The organism is Thermosulfuriphilus sp., from assembly GCF_054026695.1.
This window is the reverse complement of sequence record NZ_JBPMLP010000003.1, coordinates 13,912-28,987: the sequence shown is the minus strand read 5'-3', so window position 1 is coordinate 28,987 and position 15,076 is coordinate 13,912. Positions and strand designations below refer to the sequence as shown.

Annotated in this window: 15 protein-coding genes; 4 read left to right on the top strand and 11 right to left on the bottom strand. The window is 50.7% G+C overall.

From position 1 onward, the window contains the following. Positions 1-99 precede the first annotated feature (99 nt). The 4 genes from cobS to ACXJJX_RS00545 are packed head-to-tail and all read right to left on the bottom strand — an operon-like array spanning position 100 to position 3,371. Positions 100-843 (bottom strand): adenosylcobinamide-GDP ribazoletransferase, encoded by a 744-nt coding sequence (cobS, locus tag ACXJJX_RS00560; protein WP_456430849.1) that lies wholly within the window; start codon positions 841-843, stop codon positions 100-102. Further along, positions 840-1,916 (bottom strand): nicotinate-nucleotide--dimethylbenzimidazole phosphoribosyltransferase, encoded by a 1,077-nt coding sequence (cobT, locus tag ACXJJX_RS00555; RefSeq protein ID WP_456430847.1) that lies wholly within the window; start codon positions 1,914-1,916, stop codon positions 840-842. The genes cobS and cobT overlap by 4 nt, the downstream gene beginning before the upstream one ends. Continuing rightward, on the bottom strand, positions 1,903-2,433 hold the full coding sequence (locus ACXJJX_RS00550; RefSeq protein ID WP_456430845.1) for a bifunctional adenosylcobinamide kinase/adenosylcobinamide-phosphate guanylyltransferase: 531 nt from the start codon (positions 2,431-2,433) through the stop codon (positions 1,903-1,905). Before ACXJJX_RS00550 ends, cobT begins: the two co-directional genes overlap by 14 nt. 8 nt (positions 2,434-2,441) lie before the next feature. After that, a complete protein-coding gene (locus ACXJJX_RS00545; RefSeq protein ID WP_456430843.1) occupies positions 2,442-3,371 on the bottom strand; it encodes a magnesium transporter CorA family protein in 930 nt (309 codons plus the stop codon). Positions 3,372-3,644: 273 nt separating this feature from the next. Between ACXJJX_RS00545 and ACXJJX_RS00540 the strand changes: the two genes are divergently transcribed. Further along, a complete protein-coding gene (locus ACXJJX_RS00540) occupies positions 3,645-4,313 on the top strand; it encodes a hypothetical protein (protein WP_456430841.1) in 669 nt (222 codons plus the stop codon). Here the strand turns inward: ACXJJX_RS00540 and ACXJJX_RS00535 are convergent. Genes ACXJJX_RS00535 through ACXJJX_RS00505 form a run of 7 tightly spaced genes read right to left on the bottom strand, consistent with a single transcriptional unit; the run spans position 4,310 to position 10,728 of the window. Continuing rightward, entirely contained in the window at positions 4,310-4,762 is a 453-nt protein-coding gene (locus ACXJJX_RS00535) for an ACT domain-containing protein (protein ID WP_456430839.1), read from the bottom strand. The two genes, ACXJJX_RS00540 and ACXJJX_RS00535, sit on opposite strands and share 4 nt — an antisense overlap. A 14-nt stretch (positions 4,763-4,776) precedes the next feature. Continuing rightward, positions 4,777-6,081: a phenylacetate--CoA ligase family protein gene (locus ACXJJX_RS00530; protein ID WP_456430837.1), complete on the bottom strand. Its 1,305-nt coding sequence runs from the start codon at positions 6,079-6,081 to the stop codon at positions 4,777-4,779. 44 nt (positions 6,082-6,125) lie between these two features. Next, positions 6,126-7,190 (bottom strand): threonine-phosphate decarboxylase CobD, encoded by a 1,065-nt coding sequence (cobD, locus tag ACXJJX_RS00525; protein ID WP_456430835.1) that lies wholly within the window; start codon positions 7,188-7,190, stop codon positions 6,126-6,128. A gap of 2 nt (positions 7,191-7,192) precedes the next feature. Further along, the gene (locus ACXJJX_RS00520) at positions 7,193-7,840 is read right to left on the bottom strand and encodes a histidine phosphatase family protein (RefSeq protein ID WP_456430833.1); all 648 of its coding nucleotides are present in this window, start codon (positions 7,838-7,840) and stop codon (positions 7,193-7,195) included. A 3-nt stretch (positions 7,841-7,843) separates the two neighbouring features. Beyond that, positions 7,844-8,623 carry a YkgJ family cysteine cluster protein gene (locus ACXJJX_RS00515; RefSeq protein ID WP_456430831.1) on the bottom strand — a complete coding sequence of 260 codons (780 nt, stop codon included), beginning with the start codon at positions 8,621-8,623 and terminating at the stop codon, positions 7,844-7,846. Between the two features lie 41 nt (positions 8,624-8,664). Then, positions 8,665-9,492, bottom strand: a complete 828-nt coding sequence (locus ACXJJX_RS00510; RefSeq protein ID WP_456430829.1) for a glycosyltransferase — start codon at positions 9,490-9,492, stop codon at positions 8,665-8,667. A 3-nt stretch (positions 9,493-9,495) separates the two neighbouring features. Then, positions 9,496-10,728 carry an ABC transporter permease gene (locus ACXJJX_RS00505; protein WP_456430827.1) on the bottom strand — a complete coding sequence of 411 codons (1,233 nt, stop codon included), beginning with the start codon at positions 10,726-10,728 and terminating at the stop codon, positions 9,496-9,498. Positions 10,729-10,925: 197 nt separating this feature from the next. Between ACXJJX_RS00505 and ACXJJX_RS00500 the strand changes: the two genes are divergently transcribed. From ACXJJX_RS00500 to ACXJJX_RS00490, 3 genes are all read left to right on the top strand, one after another. Beyond that, positions 10,926-12,350: a hypothetical protein gene (locus tag ACXJJX_RS00500; protein WP_456430825.1), complete on the top strand. Its 1,425-nt coding sequence runs from the start codon at positions 10,926-10,928 to the stop codon at positions 12,348-12,350. A gap of 144 nt (positions 12,351-12,494) precedes the next feature. Beyond that, positions 12,495-13,580 carry a prephenate dehydratase gene (gene pheA, locus ACXJJX_RS00495; protein ID WP_456430823.1) on the top strand — a complete coding sequence of 362 codons (1,086 nt, stop codon included), beginning with the start codon at positions 12,495-12,497 and terminating at the stop codon, positions 13,578-13,580. Between the two features lie 223 nt (positions 13,581-13,803). After that, positions 13,804-15,075: a TolC family protein gene (locus tag ACXJJX_RS00490; protein WP_456430821.1), complete on the top strand. Its 1,272-nt coding sequence runs from the start codon at positions 13,804-13,806 to the stop codon at positions 15,073-15,075. Position 15,076: the final 1 nt, after the last annotated feature.

The window sequence follows — 15,076 nt, the reverse complement described above, 5'->3', positions numbered from 1 at the left end:
GAATCTCAGAACTTTTTAAAAACCAAACCCTATTTTCCATAAAAACGAGGCCATCTTAGCATTTTATTAATCTCAGTCAAACAAAAAGTGAGCGATAGCTTATCTAGTTAAGATGCAAGAAAAGATAATCCAGACCAAAGTTTCTGTAATTTCAACAGTAGCTCCCAGAAGGTCTCCAGTTATTCCTCGAAGGCGAAACCAAAAATATCCCCCCAGAGTCAACCAAAGAAGAAAGGAAGCAATCATAATTAGAAAAATCTCCTTAACTGACAGAAGAAGGGCCAAAAGGCCCAGCCCCAAGACAAGATCGCTTAAGGCCACCGCTGGGCCAGTCTTTCTGACCATGGTCTCGGCAAGGCCCTGGTTTCGGGCATAGGGAAGGATGGCCGCAAGGACTGCCGGGGCTATTCGGGCGACAACAGGGGCAGAGATCAAGGGTTTAAAGGCCTCGGCGTCAACAATAACCTTTAAGGCCGCGAACTTAGCCAATATAGTCAAGACCACAGCAGCCACTCCCATGGCTCCGGTGCGACTGTCCTTCATAATCTCAAGGCTCCGAGAACGGTCAACATTGGCCATAAGGCCGTCGGCACTGTCGGCCAAACCGTCCAGGTGGAACCCCCGGGTAAGAACAAACAGGACCACCAGAATGATAGCTGCCAAGGGATCCGGAGGGATAAAATGAGAAAGGAGCCAGGCTCCCCCAGCAACAATAACTCCTAAAAGGCCTCCTACTAGTGGAAAGAGGGCCTGAGACCAGATAATTTCTGAGCTTTTGGGGGAGAGATCCTTTTTGAGGCAAAAGATGGTCAGAAACTGGAGGGCAAAAAGGAGGCTCTTCATGGCCCCATATCTTCGGCCTCACTTCCAGGCGAGACTCCGGCTCCAGAAAAGGTAGCCATCTCTCGGTAAATCTTGACTCCAGCCTCAATAAGCCCCATAGCCAAGGCAGCTCCGGTGCCTTCACCAAGGCGAAGGTTAAGGTCCAGAATGGGGGTAAGTCCCATTCGAGTAAGTTGGATTCGGTGCCCCTGCTCCACGGAACAATGGCCAGCATAGAGATACTGAGCCACTGTTGGAGCCATCTCATAGGCCAGAAGGGCTCCGGCAGAACTGATAAAGCCATCGATGACTACTGGGCAACCAAGGGCGGCGGCCCCCAGGACAAAACCGCAGATCCCCCCGATCTCAAATCCTCCTACCTTGGCCAGAACATCGATCGGATCAGTGGGATCCGGACGATTAAGGGCAATGCCAGCCCGGATGACCTCGACCTTTTTTCTCCAAGCCGGCTGGTCAATACCTGTCCCCCGGCCAGTAACTGTCTCTGGAGCTTCTGAACAGATGACAGCAGTAATGGCGCTGGCTGGGGTGGTATTGGCAATACCCATCTCGCCGGTTCCCAGAAGCCTAAAACCAGAGGCAACCATCTCTTGGGCTACCTTTATTCCCGTCTCTATGGCTGTTATCGCCTGCTCCCTGGTCATGGCCGGACCTTTGGTAAAATTGGCCGTTCCCCAGCCGACCTTGCGTACTAAAAGCCCAGGAATGTCGGCTAGATCGTGATCAACCCCCATGTCAATCACCTTAACCTCAGCCCCTACATGGCGGGCCAGGACGTTGATCCCCGCTCCGCCTAAAAGAAAGTTTCTAACCATCTGATAGGTGACCTCCTTAGGAAAGGCACTCACCCCTTCCTCGGCCACTCCATGATCTCCGGCAAAGACGCAGACCACCTTGCGGGGATAGCGGGGGTTGAGATCGCCAACTATAGCGCAGTAGCGTCGGGCGAATTCTTCAAGTCGTCCTAAACTGCCTCGAGGTTTAGTAAGATTGTCAAGGTGTTCCTGGGCCCTTCGGCCCAAGATCTCATCTATGGGCTGAATTGACTTGACGGTTTTGTCAAGAAGCCTCATCTCTACCTCCCTTAATCCACAAAGGAATCCCAGCAATCACCAGGATTACTTGGTCTGACATCTTAGCAAGCTGCTGGTTGAGATATCCTAAGGCTTGCTGCCAACGTCTTGTCTCTGGCTCCGGGCTTATTCCGCCAAGGCCAGTCTCATCGGAAACCACTATCAAGGGAATAGGCAAAGAGATTAATTCTTCTAGAAATTCATTTATGTATTTATTGTAATCTTTCTTTTTAGCAAATAAATTTGCCAGCCAAATCCCAAGACCATCTATAAGGCCTAATCCTGAACGATAGGCCCTGAGCCCTCTTAGGGTCTCGGCAAGCTCCAGTGGAGCCTCAATAGTGAGCCAGCTTTGGCCTCTTTCTGCCTTGTGGCGGGCAATCTTCTCGGCCATCTCCTGATCAAAGGGCTCGGCAGTAGCGATATAGATCTTAGGTGCCGAGAAGGGCTGGGCCAAAGAGAGGGCAAAGGCCGTCTTACCAGAAGAAAGACCTCCTAGAATCAGGGTCAGGGGCACGGTTTGCCTCAGAAAAGTCGTTTTTTAATAAAGATAGCTACCACCACCGTCGAAAGTGCAAATGCAAATCCCATAACAATAGCAAAAGCATAGGGAGAGTCCTGGAGGGGAAGCTGAACATTCATTCCATAGATGCTGGCCACCAGATTGGGGAACATAAGAACGATGGTCACCGCTGTCAGGAATTTCATAACAATATTGAGATTATTGGAGATAACCGAGGCATAGGCGTCCATGGTGCCGGAGAGAATATCGCTAAAGATCTTGGCCATCTCAATGGCCTGACGATTTTCGATCTGAGCGTCTTCTAGGAGTTCAAGGTCCTCGTCGGTGAGCCGAAGAAAGCGCCCACTCTGAAGCCTGGTCATTACCAAATCATTGGAGCGCAATGAAGTGTTAAAGTAGACTAGGCTTTTCTCGAGGTTTAAGAGTTTTATTAACTCTTTGTTGCGCATGGAGCGATGTAGTTCCTGTTCGTACTCATTTATCAACTTGTCTATTAATCGTAGATACCGAAGATAGAGGCCAGCCACCTTAAGGAAAAAGGCAAAGACAAACTGGGCTGCATTCTGGATAGGGATCCGATGGCGTCCAGAAAGCATTTCTTCAAAGACCGGAGATTCCTTAAGACAGACCGTGACGAAGGCCTCCTCTGTAAGGATGATTCCGATGGGAATGGTTTCATAACGGACCACGTCGTTCTCCATGCGGGCATCGGGGACCTTGATAATAATCAAGACCTGATCCTCTTCCACTTCTACTCGAGAAGTCTCCTCTTCATCCAGGGGGTAGCGTAGAAATTCGGGAAGGACTTTAAGCTCTTTTTGGACAAAGAGAAGTTCGTCTTCAGAAGGAGAGACCAAATTGACCCAACAACCCCTCTCTAGGGCCTGAATGGGCCTTATTTCTCCATCTACAACCTGATAAAGGCGAAGCACTCCCGCTCTCTTTGTCCACTTTTTGAACTCCGCTTCTTTAAAAGCCGTGTGATCCTTTACCACGGTGGTCCTGGGTGGTCAAGGAAACCATTTAAAAGGGGGCTAGGAGGTCTTGTTTAAGCGGCCTTTTATGTTTAACAAAAGAACTTTTGGTCTCTTTTGGATGATTCTGGAGATGTATAGTTTAATATTGCTTGACTTTATGTTTTTTTTCCTTCAGTCTTGATTTAGGGGAGGTTTTTTGATGGGGGCTAGAATCTATGGAGGTGGGAAATGGCTTCAAAGGCATCCGTCCAGGTGTCCCCATCTCAAAGAGCGGCCCTTCTTTTCTCTCGTTTGGCCTCACGACTTAGATTCTCTAGCCACAGTCGTCTCCTTTTAAGACAGGTGCTCAAAGAGGTAGAGGCTGTCAATCTGGAACTTGAGGCCCTTCTACGATACTCTCATCCGATCTTCAGCCCTGAGGTCAAGAGCTGTCTTAGAATAAGCAGGATAATCAAGGCTGGCCTTGAGGGTCTGAGTGGTCTGGCTAGAAGGCGAGGGTTGTTATTCTCTTGTAGCCTGGAGGCTGACCCCTTAGTCCATGTAAATGAGGAAGATCTCTCGCGGGCCTTTTTAGGAATCCTTCTGGCCACTGTCGAAAGATCACCCGGGGCCCCTGTATGGATTCAGGTTAGCCAAAAAGGAACCATGGCCATCATAGCTATTTCTGCCCACAGGAGTCCCTTTGTCTGCCTTGAAGAAGGAGGGATAAGGCCGCCAATTTTCTGCCCTTTGGGCCCAAGCTATCAGGGGCTGGTGAACTATGCCGAACGGATCATCAGGGCCCATCGAGGCTATCTCTCCTCGGTGAGGGGGCCTCATGGGGATGTTTCTTATCTTCTGTGTCTTCCCCTGGGGGGCCCTCTATCTTTAAAAGGCCCCCGAGATTTGGCCCCTTAGTCGTAGAAGAAAACCGGTTCAACAAGCTTTACTCCACCCTCAGTGATGACCGAGACGGCTTTATCTAAGTCTCCATCAGGGACCTTAAAGATGAGGATGGCCCGATCGGAATTGCCCACAAAGGCATAGGTGTAATCAATATTAATGTCGGCTCCAGCCAAAAGTCGAACCACTTCGTAGAAGGAACCTGGTCGATCTTCTACTTCTACGGCAAAGACCTCCTGCTGTTTAACAGTAAAACCAGAAGAAGAAAGAAGGCTTTTGGCCTTCTCTGGGTTGTTGACCACTAGACGGAGAATACCGAATTCAGCACTTTCAGCCAAAGAGAGGGCCCGGATGTTGACAGCAGCCCGGTAGAGGACCTCAGTGACCTCAAGGAGTCGGCCTTTACGGTTTTCTAAAAAGATGGAGAGTTGCTTAATAGTGTAACGACTACGGAGATCAGACATATTGCCTCCTGACTTTATTTTTGGACAAGTTCTCGACGGTCGACGATCCTTTTGGCCTTACCCATACTTCTCTCTAGGGTCTTGGGCTCCACCAGCTTCACCTTGGCATTAATGTAAAGGTTGTTAAGGAGCTCCTGTTCAAGACGGCGCCTTAACTCTTCAAGGCCTCCTACAGCGTCAGTAAAGACACTTTCGTCTACTTCCACCCAGACTTCAAGCTTGTCAAGGACCCCCTTCTTATCCAAAACGATTACATAGTTTGGAGTCACGCCTTCTGTCTGGGTGAGGACGTGTTCTACTTGGGAGGGGAAGACATTTACTCCATTTACGATAAGCATATCGTCGGTGCGACCTTTGATGGTCTCCATGCGAACAATGGTCCGCCCGCAAGGGCAAGGAGCGTAATAGAGGCGAGAGATGTCTTTGGTACGATAGCGCAGAAGAGGCAAGGCCTGTTTGGTAACCGGGGTAATAACCAGCTCACCCTCTTCCCCCTCAGGCAGAACCTCTCCTGTCTCCGGATCGATAATCTCCGGGATAAAATGATCCTCAAAGACGTGCAACCCCCCATGGGGACAGGAAGCCGCCACCCCGGGGCCTATGATCTCAGATAGTCCGTAGGCCTCCACATAGTGGATCCCCCAGGCTTGGCGGACGGCTTGACGTAAACCTTCTGAAGCCGGCTCTGCCCCAAAGAATCCTACCCGGAGTCGGAAATCTTTCCTTATGTCGTAGCCTTCGTCTTTGGCTACTTCGGCCAGATGAAGGGCAAAAGAAGGGGTAGAGCAGAGAACCGTGGCCCCGAAGTCTTTCATAAGCATTAGCTGGCGTTTAGTGAACCCTCCACTTGAGGGGACTACGGCTGCCCCGATCCGTTCAGCTCCGTAATGAAACCCAAGGCCTCCGGTAAAAAGGCCATAGCCATAGGCATTATGGACGACATCTGCAGCCGTCACCCCGCCCATGGCGAGACTCCGGGCCATGACCTCCGTCCAGACTTCCATATCGTGGGCGGTGTAGCCAACAACTGTAGGTTTGCCGGTGGTCCCGGATGAAGAATGAATGCGAACAACCTGTTCCATGGGAACGGCAAAAAGGCCAAAAGGATAATGATCCCTGAGGTCTTGTTTGAGGGTGAAGGGAAGGCGGCAGAGGTCAACAACTGACTTGATGTCTTCCGGTTTTACCCCGGCCTCGTCTAATTTGAGCCGATAAAAGGGGACCAGATGGTAGACTCGCTCCACAGTCTCTCGCAATCTTCGGGCTTGAAGGGCCTCAAGCTCTTCCCTGGTCATAGTCTCTGCCTGGCTACGAATCATAATCCTTCCTCCCGACAGGGTTTTTGGGCCTTTAACTTTAATTATCAATCCATGTCAACTAGTTCTTCCTCCAAGGCCTTAAGAAAACGGTCGTTAGTTGAGGGATCCTTGAGAGAGAAACGGAAGTAATGATCATCTAAACCAACAAAGTTACCACAAGGCCTAACAAGAAATCCACGTCGCAGAAGTCGATTATAAAGTTCCTTGACCTTGGGGAATCTAAGACGACAGAGGATGAAGGTTGTCGTTGACTCCAGGAACCAAAGTCCCTTAATTTCTCGAAGCCGTTGGTAGATGCGTTCCTTTTCCCTATAGAGATAAGACCTGGTTTCATCTTCAAAGATTTTCTGCTCAAGGAGATAGATCCCGACCTCAGCCCCCAGGGTCCCCACCCACCAAGGGCGAACATGGGGTTTGAGCTGAGGAGAGATGGCCATTGGGGCCAAAAGACAGCCCAGCCTCAGGCCCGGAATAGCATAGATTTTTGAAAAAGATCGCAAGACAATGATATTTTCCTGAAGTCCTCCGTAGGCCAAAGAGTCCTCATCTCCGGAAGCAAAGGGAAGATATGATTCATCAACTACCAGGATTCCCTGCCCTTTTAAGGTTTCAGCAAGGTTTAAGATCTGCTCCCTCTTAAGAAGGCCCCCAGTGGGATTGTTGGGATTGCAGAGAAAATATAGCCTTTTTGAGGACCCTTGAGGCAGGCAAAGCTTCGGCCAGGCCTCAGGGGCCTGGGGCATAAGATAGATGACCTTAATCCCCCAGATGGCTGCTGCATCGGCATAATCGGCATAGGTGGGACCAAAAATGACCACTTCTTTGGGCCTAAAGATAGCCGGCAAGAGATATATCCAATCAGTGGTCCCAGGGGCCGGAAAGACTTCTTCGACTCTCAACTTGAGGCGTCTGGCTATGGCCCTCCTTAGAGAAAGAAGGTCTGGTTCGGGAAGCCGGCTGATGAGATCGAGATTTTGTGCCAAAAATTCAAAAAGCCCCTTCGGGGGCCCTAAAGGATTAATATTGCCAGAAAGATCAATGAGTTTTTGGGGATCGATGCCAGCCTCTTTGGCTGCTCTGTATATGTCGCCACCGTGACCTTTAAGCATCTTCAGGGCCAATCATTGCGGTAAAGTAGGTCTTTAACCGAGGTCTTGTAAGGGGCATTTACCACTCTTACCAAGCAAAGACCATCCTCAATGTAATCAATCAGGTTAAGACAGCCATAGTCCTGCTGGAGACGGAAAATATTCTTGAGGGGAAGCCCTAAAGCCTCAGCAAGAATGACGCGATTTACTCCCCCGTGGGCGAAGAGGGCCAAAAGCTCTCCAGGATAGGTAGCTAAGAGCTCCTCCAAGGCCTTCATTACCCGGTCTCTTAGTTCTAGAAGGCTCTCGCCCCCAGGGGGTCGATGGTTAAGTGGATCCTGAAAGCGTTTTTCAAGCTCCCCGGGCCAGCCCTTTTCGATTTCTTCCCAGCTGAGTCCAGACCAGGTCCCAAAATTAATCTCCCGGAAACCGCAGTCCACCAGGTGAGGGATTCCTCCTGTGTGGGCCAAAAGATTAGCCCCGTAAGTAGTCCGTGAGAGGTCACTGCTGGCCACACAACAAATAGGAAGCCCCGCAAGCCCCCGGACAATCGTTTCCATCTTTATTCGTCCTTTATCTGAAAGAGGAACATCATTTTGGCTGTGAAAGACCTTTGGCTTAGGGCTTTCCAGTTCTCCGTGGCGGATAAGTATCAATCTCGTTGTCTTCATTTATTACAACTCGGTCAGAAAACTCAGGGGCTCCTCACCCAAGGCGGTCTCAAGGTCTTCAAGTCGATCGATGAACCTTCGGCCGTCGATCTCTTGGCGATAGAGGCGTCCAATTGCCGGACGAACCACGTGGTCATGTTCAGGGGGAACAGCCAGTTCTGGAATTGGATGACAGGAGAGGAGATGATCAGGAATGATTTGCCCTTCTCCCCTCTCCCAGGCCTCAAGAAAGAGAATTACATCGATCATGTTTCCATAAAGGCCTCCGAGATCAATATATTCCAGAACCTGAAGAAGGGCCGTATTGAGGGTAAAGAGGTGAGGTGGTATCAGGGCCTCTCCTTTTTCCGGACAGGGGACTTTAGAGATAAGACTCCGGCAAGCAAAGGGCCGAAATTCATAAATCGGGCAGAGATCGTCTTCAAGAAGGGGGCAGTCCCCAGGGGTGTGTCCTTCTTCGGTCGGAGGTTCCTGACCTTGCAGACATATCTTGGCCAACTCGTTAGTGGTTACTGCTGGTCGGTACCGGGGCCGAGAGGAGGCTCTTTTTACACGTTCAAGGAGATCAAGGCGCCCTTTTTCTTTGAGGCCTTTCAAGAGATAAAAGGCCTCGGTGCTGGTGAGAGTGACGTTGTGGGTGCAACAGGCGGCACATTTCGGCCTGCAGGCTAACTCCACCTTGGAGAGGATCTGTTCGTAGTAATCATAAAGGCTCTTAAGGAGGCGCTCCTTTTCCTCTTGGGCAAAACCAATCTTAACAGGTCTTAAGCCTATGCCGATCATAGGATCTCCTATACGATATTTTTTCATGAGACGGGGCCATTTTAGCCCTCTTCGTTAAACAAGGCCAAGATGTCTCGGGCCTGTTGGGCCACCCCACGGCGGCCTCTTTTTTCGGCTCCGGCAATAAAAATAGCTGCTTTTTGGGAAGCTTCTCGGGCTACAGCCATCTTCATCTCAGAGGTGAGATGGGGTAGCCGATAGATCTTAGCCAGGGCCTTAAGACGATAAAAATCAAGGCCAAACCTTCTAGAGAGCTGGTCCTCGTGGCCTCCCCTTTTGATGACCAAGGGATGCTTTATAAGATAGACCGGAAAGCGCGAGGTTATTCTTAGCCAGAGATCGTAATCCTCACAGACGGGAAGGTCTTCATCAAAACCACCGACAAGACTAAATAGCTCCCGTCTCATGGCCACTGCAGAAGGGCTAATTAAACACAACTTAAGGGATTCGTAAAACATAAAGCCATCAGGTTTACGATGTTTTTTCCTGGGGTTTACCCGTTTGCCCCGGCGAAACCAGATTTCTTCAGTCTGGCAGATGAGAGCCGAGGGATGGGCCGAGAAGAAGGCTACCTGGTAAAAAAGCTTGTCCGGAAGCCAAAGATCATCACTATCAAGGAAGGCGATGATCTCCCCTCTGCTGGCCTGAACCCCTTGATTTCGGGCCCGGCTGACCCCCTGGTGGGGAATCCGAATATATCTAAGGGGATACTCCCTAAGAAGTTCTTCGGTACCGTCGGTTGAGCCATCATCAACCACAATGAGTTCCAGAGGGCGATAGGTTTGAGAAAGGACACTTTTGACAGCTTCCCCAACAAGGGACCGTCGATTGTAAGTAGGGATGATGACTGATACGAGAGGTCTGGCCATGATCTACTCGTAGCGAAGGGCCTTGATGGGATCAAGGTAGGCGGCCTTGCGGGCTGGATATAAGCCGAAGAAGAGGCCTACAGCGCTTGAAAACAACGCCGCCAAGATCACCGCCCACCAAGAGATATAGATTGGCCAGCCGGTAAAGAGGCGGAGCAATTCGGCCCCAACTATCCCTAGAACAATACCCACTGTCCCACCGACCAGACAAAGGGCCACTGACTCCAAGAGAAACTGGCCCAGAATGTCTCTGGGCCTGGCCCCTACGGCCATCCTTATGCCGATCTCCCTGGTCCGTTCTGTTACGGAGACAAGCATAATGTTCATGATCCCAATGCCCCCGACTACTAGGGAGATAAGGGCGATTGATCCCATAAGTAGGGCCATAAGATTGGCTGAACGCTGGGCCAAGGAAAGCATCTCCGAAAGATTGCGGATGGTAAAGTCGTCTTCGGCCTCTGGAGAAAGGCGATGGGTCTGACGGAGGACGGAGGCGATCTCCTTTTGGGCCTGAGAGAGAAGCTCTAGAGATCGGGCCTGAACGAGGATGGCCTGGACTTGACCAGGGATCTTGGGGCCAAGGATCCTTCTCTGAGCCATGCTAATGGGTACGTAGATCCGATCATCCTGATCATCTCCTCGGGGTGAGGCCCCCTTTTCTTCAAGGATACCGATTACCTTAAAGGGGATCCTGTTTATACGGATGATCTTCCCTAGGGGATCTTCAGCCCCAAAGAGTTCTCGAACAACAGTCATTCCCAAAACGGCTACCTTGGCTCCGGAGCGGACCTCTGCCTCGGAGAAAAAGCGCCCAGAGAAGAGTTGCCAGTTGCGGATGGGAAACATCTCTGGCCAGCAACCATTAAGGGCTGTCGTCCAGTTGGCCCGCCGATAAATTACCTGGACAGCGCTTCCCCAGAAGGGGCTCACCCTAACCACCGATGGACACCTCTGTCTGATGGCCAGGGCATCCTGGACAGTTAAGGAGCGACCGGAGCCGAGCCCCAACCGAACCCCGGATGAGGTGGCCGTTCCTGGAAGGACCAGAATGATGTTTGAGCCAATGCTGGCGATCTGTCTAGCTAGCTCCTGGCTGGCTCCCGAACCAATGGCCAGCGTAAGGATGACAGCTGCCACTCCGACAATGATTCCCAGGGCGGTCAATGCCGAGCGGAGCTGGTTGGCCCTAATGGCGGCCAGACCAATTTGTAAGTTGACCAAAATGAACTTGACCATTCTGTCCACTTTCGGTATAGGCCAGGATAATTTTAAAATGAATGAAGCTTCATTTTGTAAAAATTGCTACAAACTCTAACACGAATTTCAAGTTAAGTATCTGCGGATTTTTTTAAACATATGTTTGGGGCCAAGTCATTGGGGGCCACCCCTTTATTTTCATTCAAAAATTCAAAAAAATTTAAGGAGGTTAATGAATGAGGATCTGGCTAAAAATCACCCTTTTCCTTTTGGCCACCCTGATGGTGGCTGGTCCTGTCAGGGCAAGCTCGGCGAATGAAGATTTAAAGAAAATGATCCTTGAGCTTAAAAAAGAGCTCGAAGAGGTCAAGAAGGAAAATGCCCTCCTTAGAAAAGAGGTCGAAGAGCTCAAGGCCAAGGCCCCGGCCCCGGCTCCAGCCCAGGCCCTTATTACCGCCCCTTCCAAGAAAAAACATTCCTTTTTCTCCAAAGGGGCCTATGGTTCCTCCCCAAGTGCTATTGACTTCTATGGCTTTTTTAAGATCGATGCTATCTGGCAGGATGCAAGCGCTGTAGGGGACGTCTATGTCCTTTATGTCCTGCCTCAGGACAAAAACAGCTCAGCCACTATCAACTTCCGTCACAGCCGCTTTGGTTTCAATTTCTTGAAACCCTACGATAACTGGAAGCTTTTCGGTAAGATGGAGATGGATTTCTATACTGATACTCACGGAGAAGATAAGCTTCCTTGGAATCCTAACCACTCTCCAGTTCGGGCTCGAAGGGTCTTCCTAGGGGTGGAAAAGGGCACTTGGCAACTTCTTGCCGGCCTTGACTGGTTGACCATCTCTCAACTCTATCCTCACCTTTCAAACTTTCCCTCCGGCACCTTTATGGGGAATCCCGGCTACCGGATGCCACAGATCAGGCTGACCAAATGGTTTAAGTTGGGTGAGGATACCCTCCGCCTTCAGGTAGCTGCCGAAAAACCATACGCCTTTCCCAAAGACACCAGCATCGTCTTTGACGAGGATCCATCCAACAAGACGGGCCTCCCCGGAGTGGAGGCTCGGGTGGCCTATGAGAGCAAGCTTTTTGGCCGCCAGGCCCTAGTTGCCCTCTGGGGGCATTATTCCCAGGAGGAGTATTCGGTCCAAAGCGGTGGGGATGAAAAGGCCGATAGTTACTCCATCGGCCTTGAAGCCAAGGTTCCTTTACCTACAGCCCGTAAGGCCTTTCTTCTAGGAGAGATCTGGTATGGTCGAAACTTTGATGGCTACTATTCCGCTGGCGTCAATCAGGGAGCACGGTTCTATACCAGCACCGGCAGATACGTAACTAGGCTGGATAAGCTTAATACCGGTGAGCAAATCGTCAGCGTCGATGAGATCGATGCCGTAGGTGGTTATATTGAACTTGAGCTCTTTTTAAGCCCTAAACTGGTGACTCACTTTGGTTGGGGGATCGACAACCCTGATAATGACGATCTTTTTGGAGTCAGTGGTGCTCGGCTTCAGCAACAAATGTATTATGCTAACTTTCTCTATCGAATAACCAAGGAGTTCGCTGTCGGGGCCGAGTACATGTACATCAGGGCCGATTATCACTCCGATGACGGAAAGCTGAACCGTCTAAGTGGAAGTTTCTACTATTTCTTCTAGCCCCAAGATTACGGTTTTTTAAAAAAATGGGGGGGGCCGCGGCCCCCCCCATTTTTTTAAATGCTTTGGCTACTTAACTTGCCAAACCGATTCCGCCTAGATGGTCCTTGGCAAAAAGGGTTCTTTGCCTTAAACTTGAGCGCTATGGCCAACAAAGAAAGGCTCCTTGAACTTCGCAAATCCATTGACGAGATAGACCGCCAGATAGTTCGTCTTCTAGGAGAACGTTTTGCTCTGGCCAAAAGGATCGGCGAGATCAAACGCCATTCGGCCCAAAAGGCCCTTGATCTTTCGCGAGAAAAGGAAATTCTTGCCAGAGTCATTGATCTTAATGCCGGGGCCTTTCCGCCGGAGTCTCTCAAGGCCATATATGCTGAGATCATCAACACCTGTCGTACGGCTCAGCAACCAATGAAGGTTGCCTATTTGGGCCCAGAGGCTACCTTTAGTCATATTGCGGCTATTAACTTCTTCAGCCAAGCGGCGGATTTTACCCCAGTGGAGACCATCCTTGATGTCTTCGAGGAGGTCGAATCCGGACGCTGCCATTTTGGTGTGGTCCCGGTAGAGAACTCCATCGAGGGAACCGTGGCCTCGACCCTTGATGCCTTTTCTGAATACCGACTTAAGATTTGCGGTGAGGTCTATGTTCCTGTAACCCATGATCTTATTAACCAGACTGGTCGCCTCGAAGACATTCGCAAGGTTATCTCCCACCCCCACGCCTTGGCCCAGTGCCGACGTTGGCTGAGAAAACACCTGCCCTCAGTACCTACGGAAGAGGCCTCTTCAACGGCCTATGCCGCCCGTTGGGCAGCGGTGGATGCTTCTATCGCCGCTATTGCCAGTTCCCTGGCGGCCAAGACCTATCACCTCCAGGTTGTAGCCGCCCACATCGAAGATTTTCGGGGCAACGCTACTCGCTTTTTGATCATCGGCAAAGAAAGTCCCAGTCCAACCGGTCGGGATAAGACCTCTCTCATTATCAGCCTAGCCGATAAACCAGGAGCCCTTTTTGAGACCCTTCAGCCCTTTGCTAGACGGGGGATCAACATGACCAAGATAGAATCCCGTCCAGTCAAAGGAGAGCCCTGGCGGTATCTCTTCTTCATCGACATTCTGGGTCATATTGAAGACAAGGCCGTCCGAGAAGGTATTGAAGAGATGGCCCAAAGTTGTACCCATCTGGAGTGGTTGGGCTCTTATCCCATAGGAGAACAATCAAGATAAAATGTAGAATTTTCTACAAGGGTCAGGCACTATTCTTCAGTCCATCCCCCCCTTCTAAATTCCGATCTTTTTAGTGTTTCTTGCCCCCGCCCCCAAGGCCTCTTTTCTTTGAATTAAAGGCCCAAAATAAATAAACATTTTTTTATGGGTTTCCGAAAATTATATTTGGCACGGTCTTAGCAGGATTTCCTCCAAAAAACAAAAAGCCTTTCAGGAAGGAATTATGCCCTTTTTAAAAATTCGCACTCTAGGTCTATTTATTTTGACCTTTTTCTTCCCGGCCATGGCCATTTCGGCTCCGGCCCAAGAGACGGTAGAGTTCCTAGTCCAACGGGCCCTTGAGGCCAATCTGGAGATAGAATCCTTAAAGGCCCAGCTTAAGGCCCTTGAGGCCAAGACTAGAGCCGTCCAGGTCTGGATGGATCCAGTTCTCTCTATAGAGTACAGCAACGTTCCCCACGATTCTCTCTCTTTAGGGGAATCTGCCATGTCGGGGATCCAGTTCAAGTTGGCCCAGAGGATACCCTTCCCTGGCAAGAACGAAAAACGCCGCCTGAAGGCAGAGGCAGAATATCGGGTAAAGCGCTGGGAGCTTGAGGAAGCAAAGGTCCGCCTTCAGGGGTTGATCAAAAAAGGCTATTATCAGCTCTATCTTATAAGGGAGCTTGGTAAGCTTACCGAAGAACACATCGGCTTGGTGGAGGAGCTGCTTTCAGCGGTCAAGGCTCGCTATGAGGCCGGAGCTGCCAGACAGTTCTACCTCCTCCGTCTGGAGAGTCTCAGGGACCGTCTCCAGGATGACCTTTTGGACTTTGAACAAAAAGATCGAGAGCTTACCGCCGTCCTGAACGCTGCCGTCCATAGACAGCCGACGGTCCCAATCCCTACCCCGGAGATCATCCATGCCTCGGCCCCATCCCTCCGGCTAGAGGAGCTTATCTCTCTTGCTCTTGACCAACGTCCCCTGCTTAAACGAGAACGGGAATACGCCCAGGCCCAAAGGCTTGCGGCCGAGGCTGCGGCCTGGGAGAGATGGCCTGACGTTACCCTCTGGGCCGGCTACCGCTACCGGAGACCAGCCGGAGTTGATCCTGGAACAGACTTTATCTCCCTTGGGATCTCCATACCGCTTCCTTTTGATTATAAGGGCCGCTTTGAGGCCCGACGTCAACAATTTCTGGCCGAGGCCAGGGCCGCTGAAGCCCGCTATCGGCGGCTGGTGGATGAAATTGGAGCCCGCCTGGAAGCAGCCCTTTCGGCCTGGGAACGGGCAGCTAAAAAGGCTGAGTTTTACCAGAAAGGGCTGGTCCCCAAGGCCAGGGAGACCCTAACGGCCACCCTTTCAGCCTACCAGACGGGCAAAGCAGACTTTGAGTCTCTTTTTAAAGCCGAGTTGGAACTTCTGGATTTTGAGAGGACTGTCCTTCGAGCCACGGCTGAGACCGCTATCCAAAGGGCCGAAATAGAGGCCCTGATTGGGCAGCAACTCCAATAGA

Coding starts and splice junctions, on each gene's coding strand:
- ACXJJX_RS00490 (WP_456430821.1), top strand. CDS start 13,804: ATGCCCTTTTTAAAAATTCGCACTCTAGGTCTATTTATTTTGACCTTT.
- ACXJJX_RS00535 (WP_456430839.1), bottom strand. CDS start 4,762: ATGTCTGATCTCCGTAGTCGTTACACTATTAAGCAACTCTCCATCTTT.
- cobD (WP_456430835.1), bottom strand. CDS start 7,190: ATGCTTAAAGGTCACGGTGGCGACATATACAGAGCAGCCAAAGAGGCT.
- ACXJJX_RS00510 (WP_456430829.1), bottom strand. CDS start 9,492: ATGGCCAGACCTCTCGTATCAGTCATCATCCCTACTTACAATCGACGG.
- ACXJJX_RS00505 (WP_456430827.1), bottom strand. CDS start 10,728: ATGGTCAAGTTCATTTTGGTCAACTTACAAATTGGTCTGGCCGCCATT.
- ACXJJX_RS00500 (WP_456430825.1), top strand. CDS start 10,926: ATGAGGATCTGGCTAAAAATCACCCTTTTCCTTTTGGCCACCCTGATG.
- ACXJJX_RS00540 (WP_456430841.1), top strand. CDS start 3,645: ATGGCTTCAAAGGCATCCGTCCAGGTGTCCCCATCTCAAAGAGCGGCC.
- ACXJJX_RS00520 (WP_456430833.1), bottom strand. CDS start 7,840: ATGAAGACAACGAGATTGATACTTATCCGCCACGGAGAACTGGAAAGC.
- cobT (WP_456430847.1), bottom strand. CDS start 1,916: ATGAGGCTTCTTGACAAAACCGTCAAGTCAATTCAGCCCATAGATGAG.
- ACXJJX_RS00515 (WP_456430831.1), bottom strand. CDS start 8,623: ATGATCGGCATAGGCTTAAGACCTGTTAAGATTGGTTTTGCCCAAGAG.
- pheA (WP_456430823.1), top strand. CDS start 12,495: ATGGCCAACAAAGAAAGGCTCCTTGAACTTCGCAAATCCATTGACGAG.
- ACXJJX_RS00530 (WP_456430837.1), bottom strand. CDS start 6,081: ATGATTCGTAGCCAGGCAGAGACTATGACCAGGGAAGAGCTTGAGGCC.
- cobS (WP_456430849.1), bottom strand. CDS start 843: ATGAAGAGCCTCCTTTTTGCCCTCCAGTTTCTGACCATCTTTTGCCTC.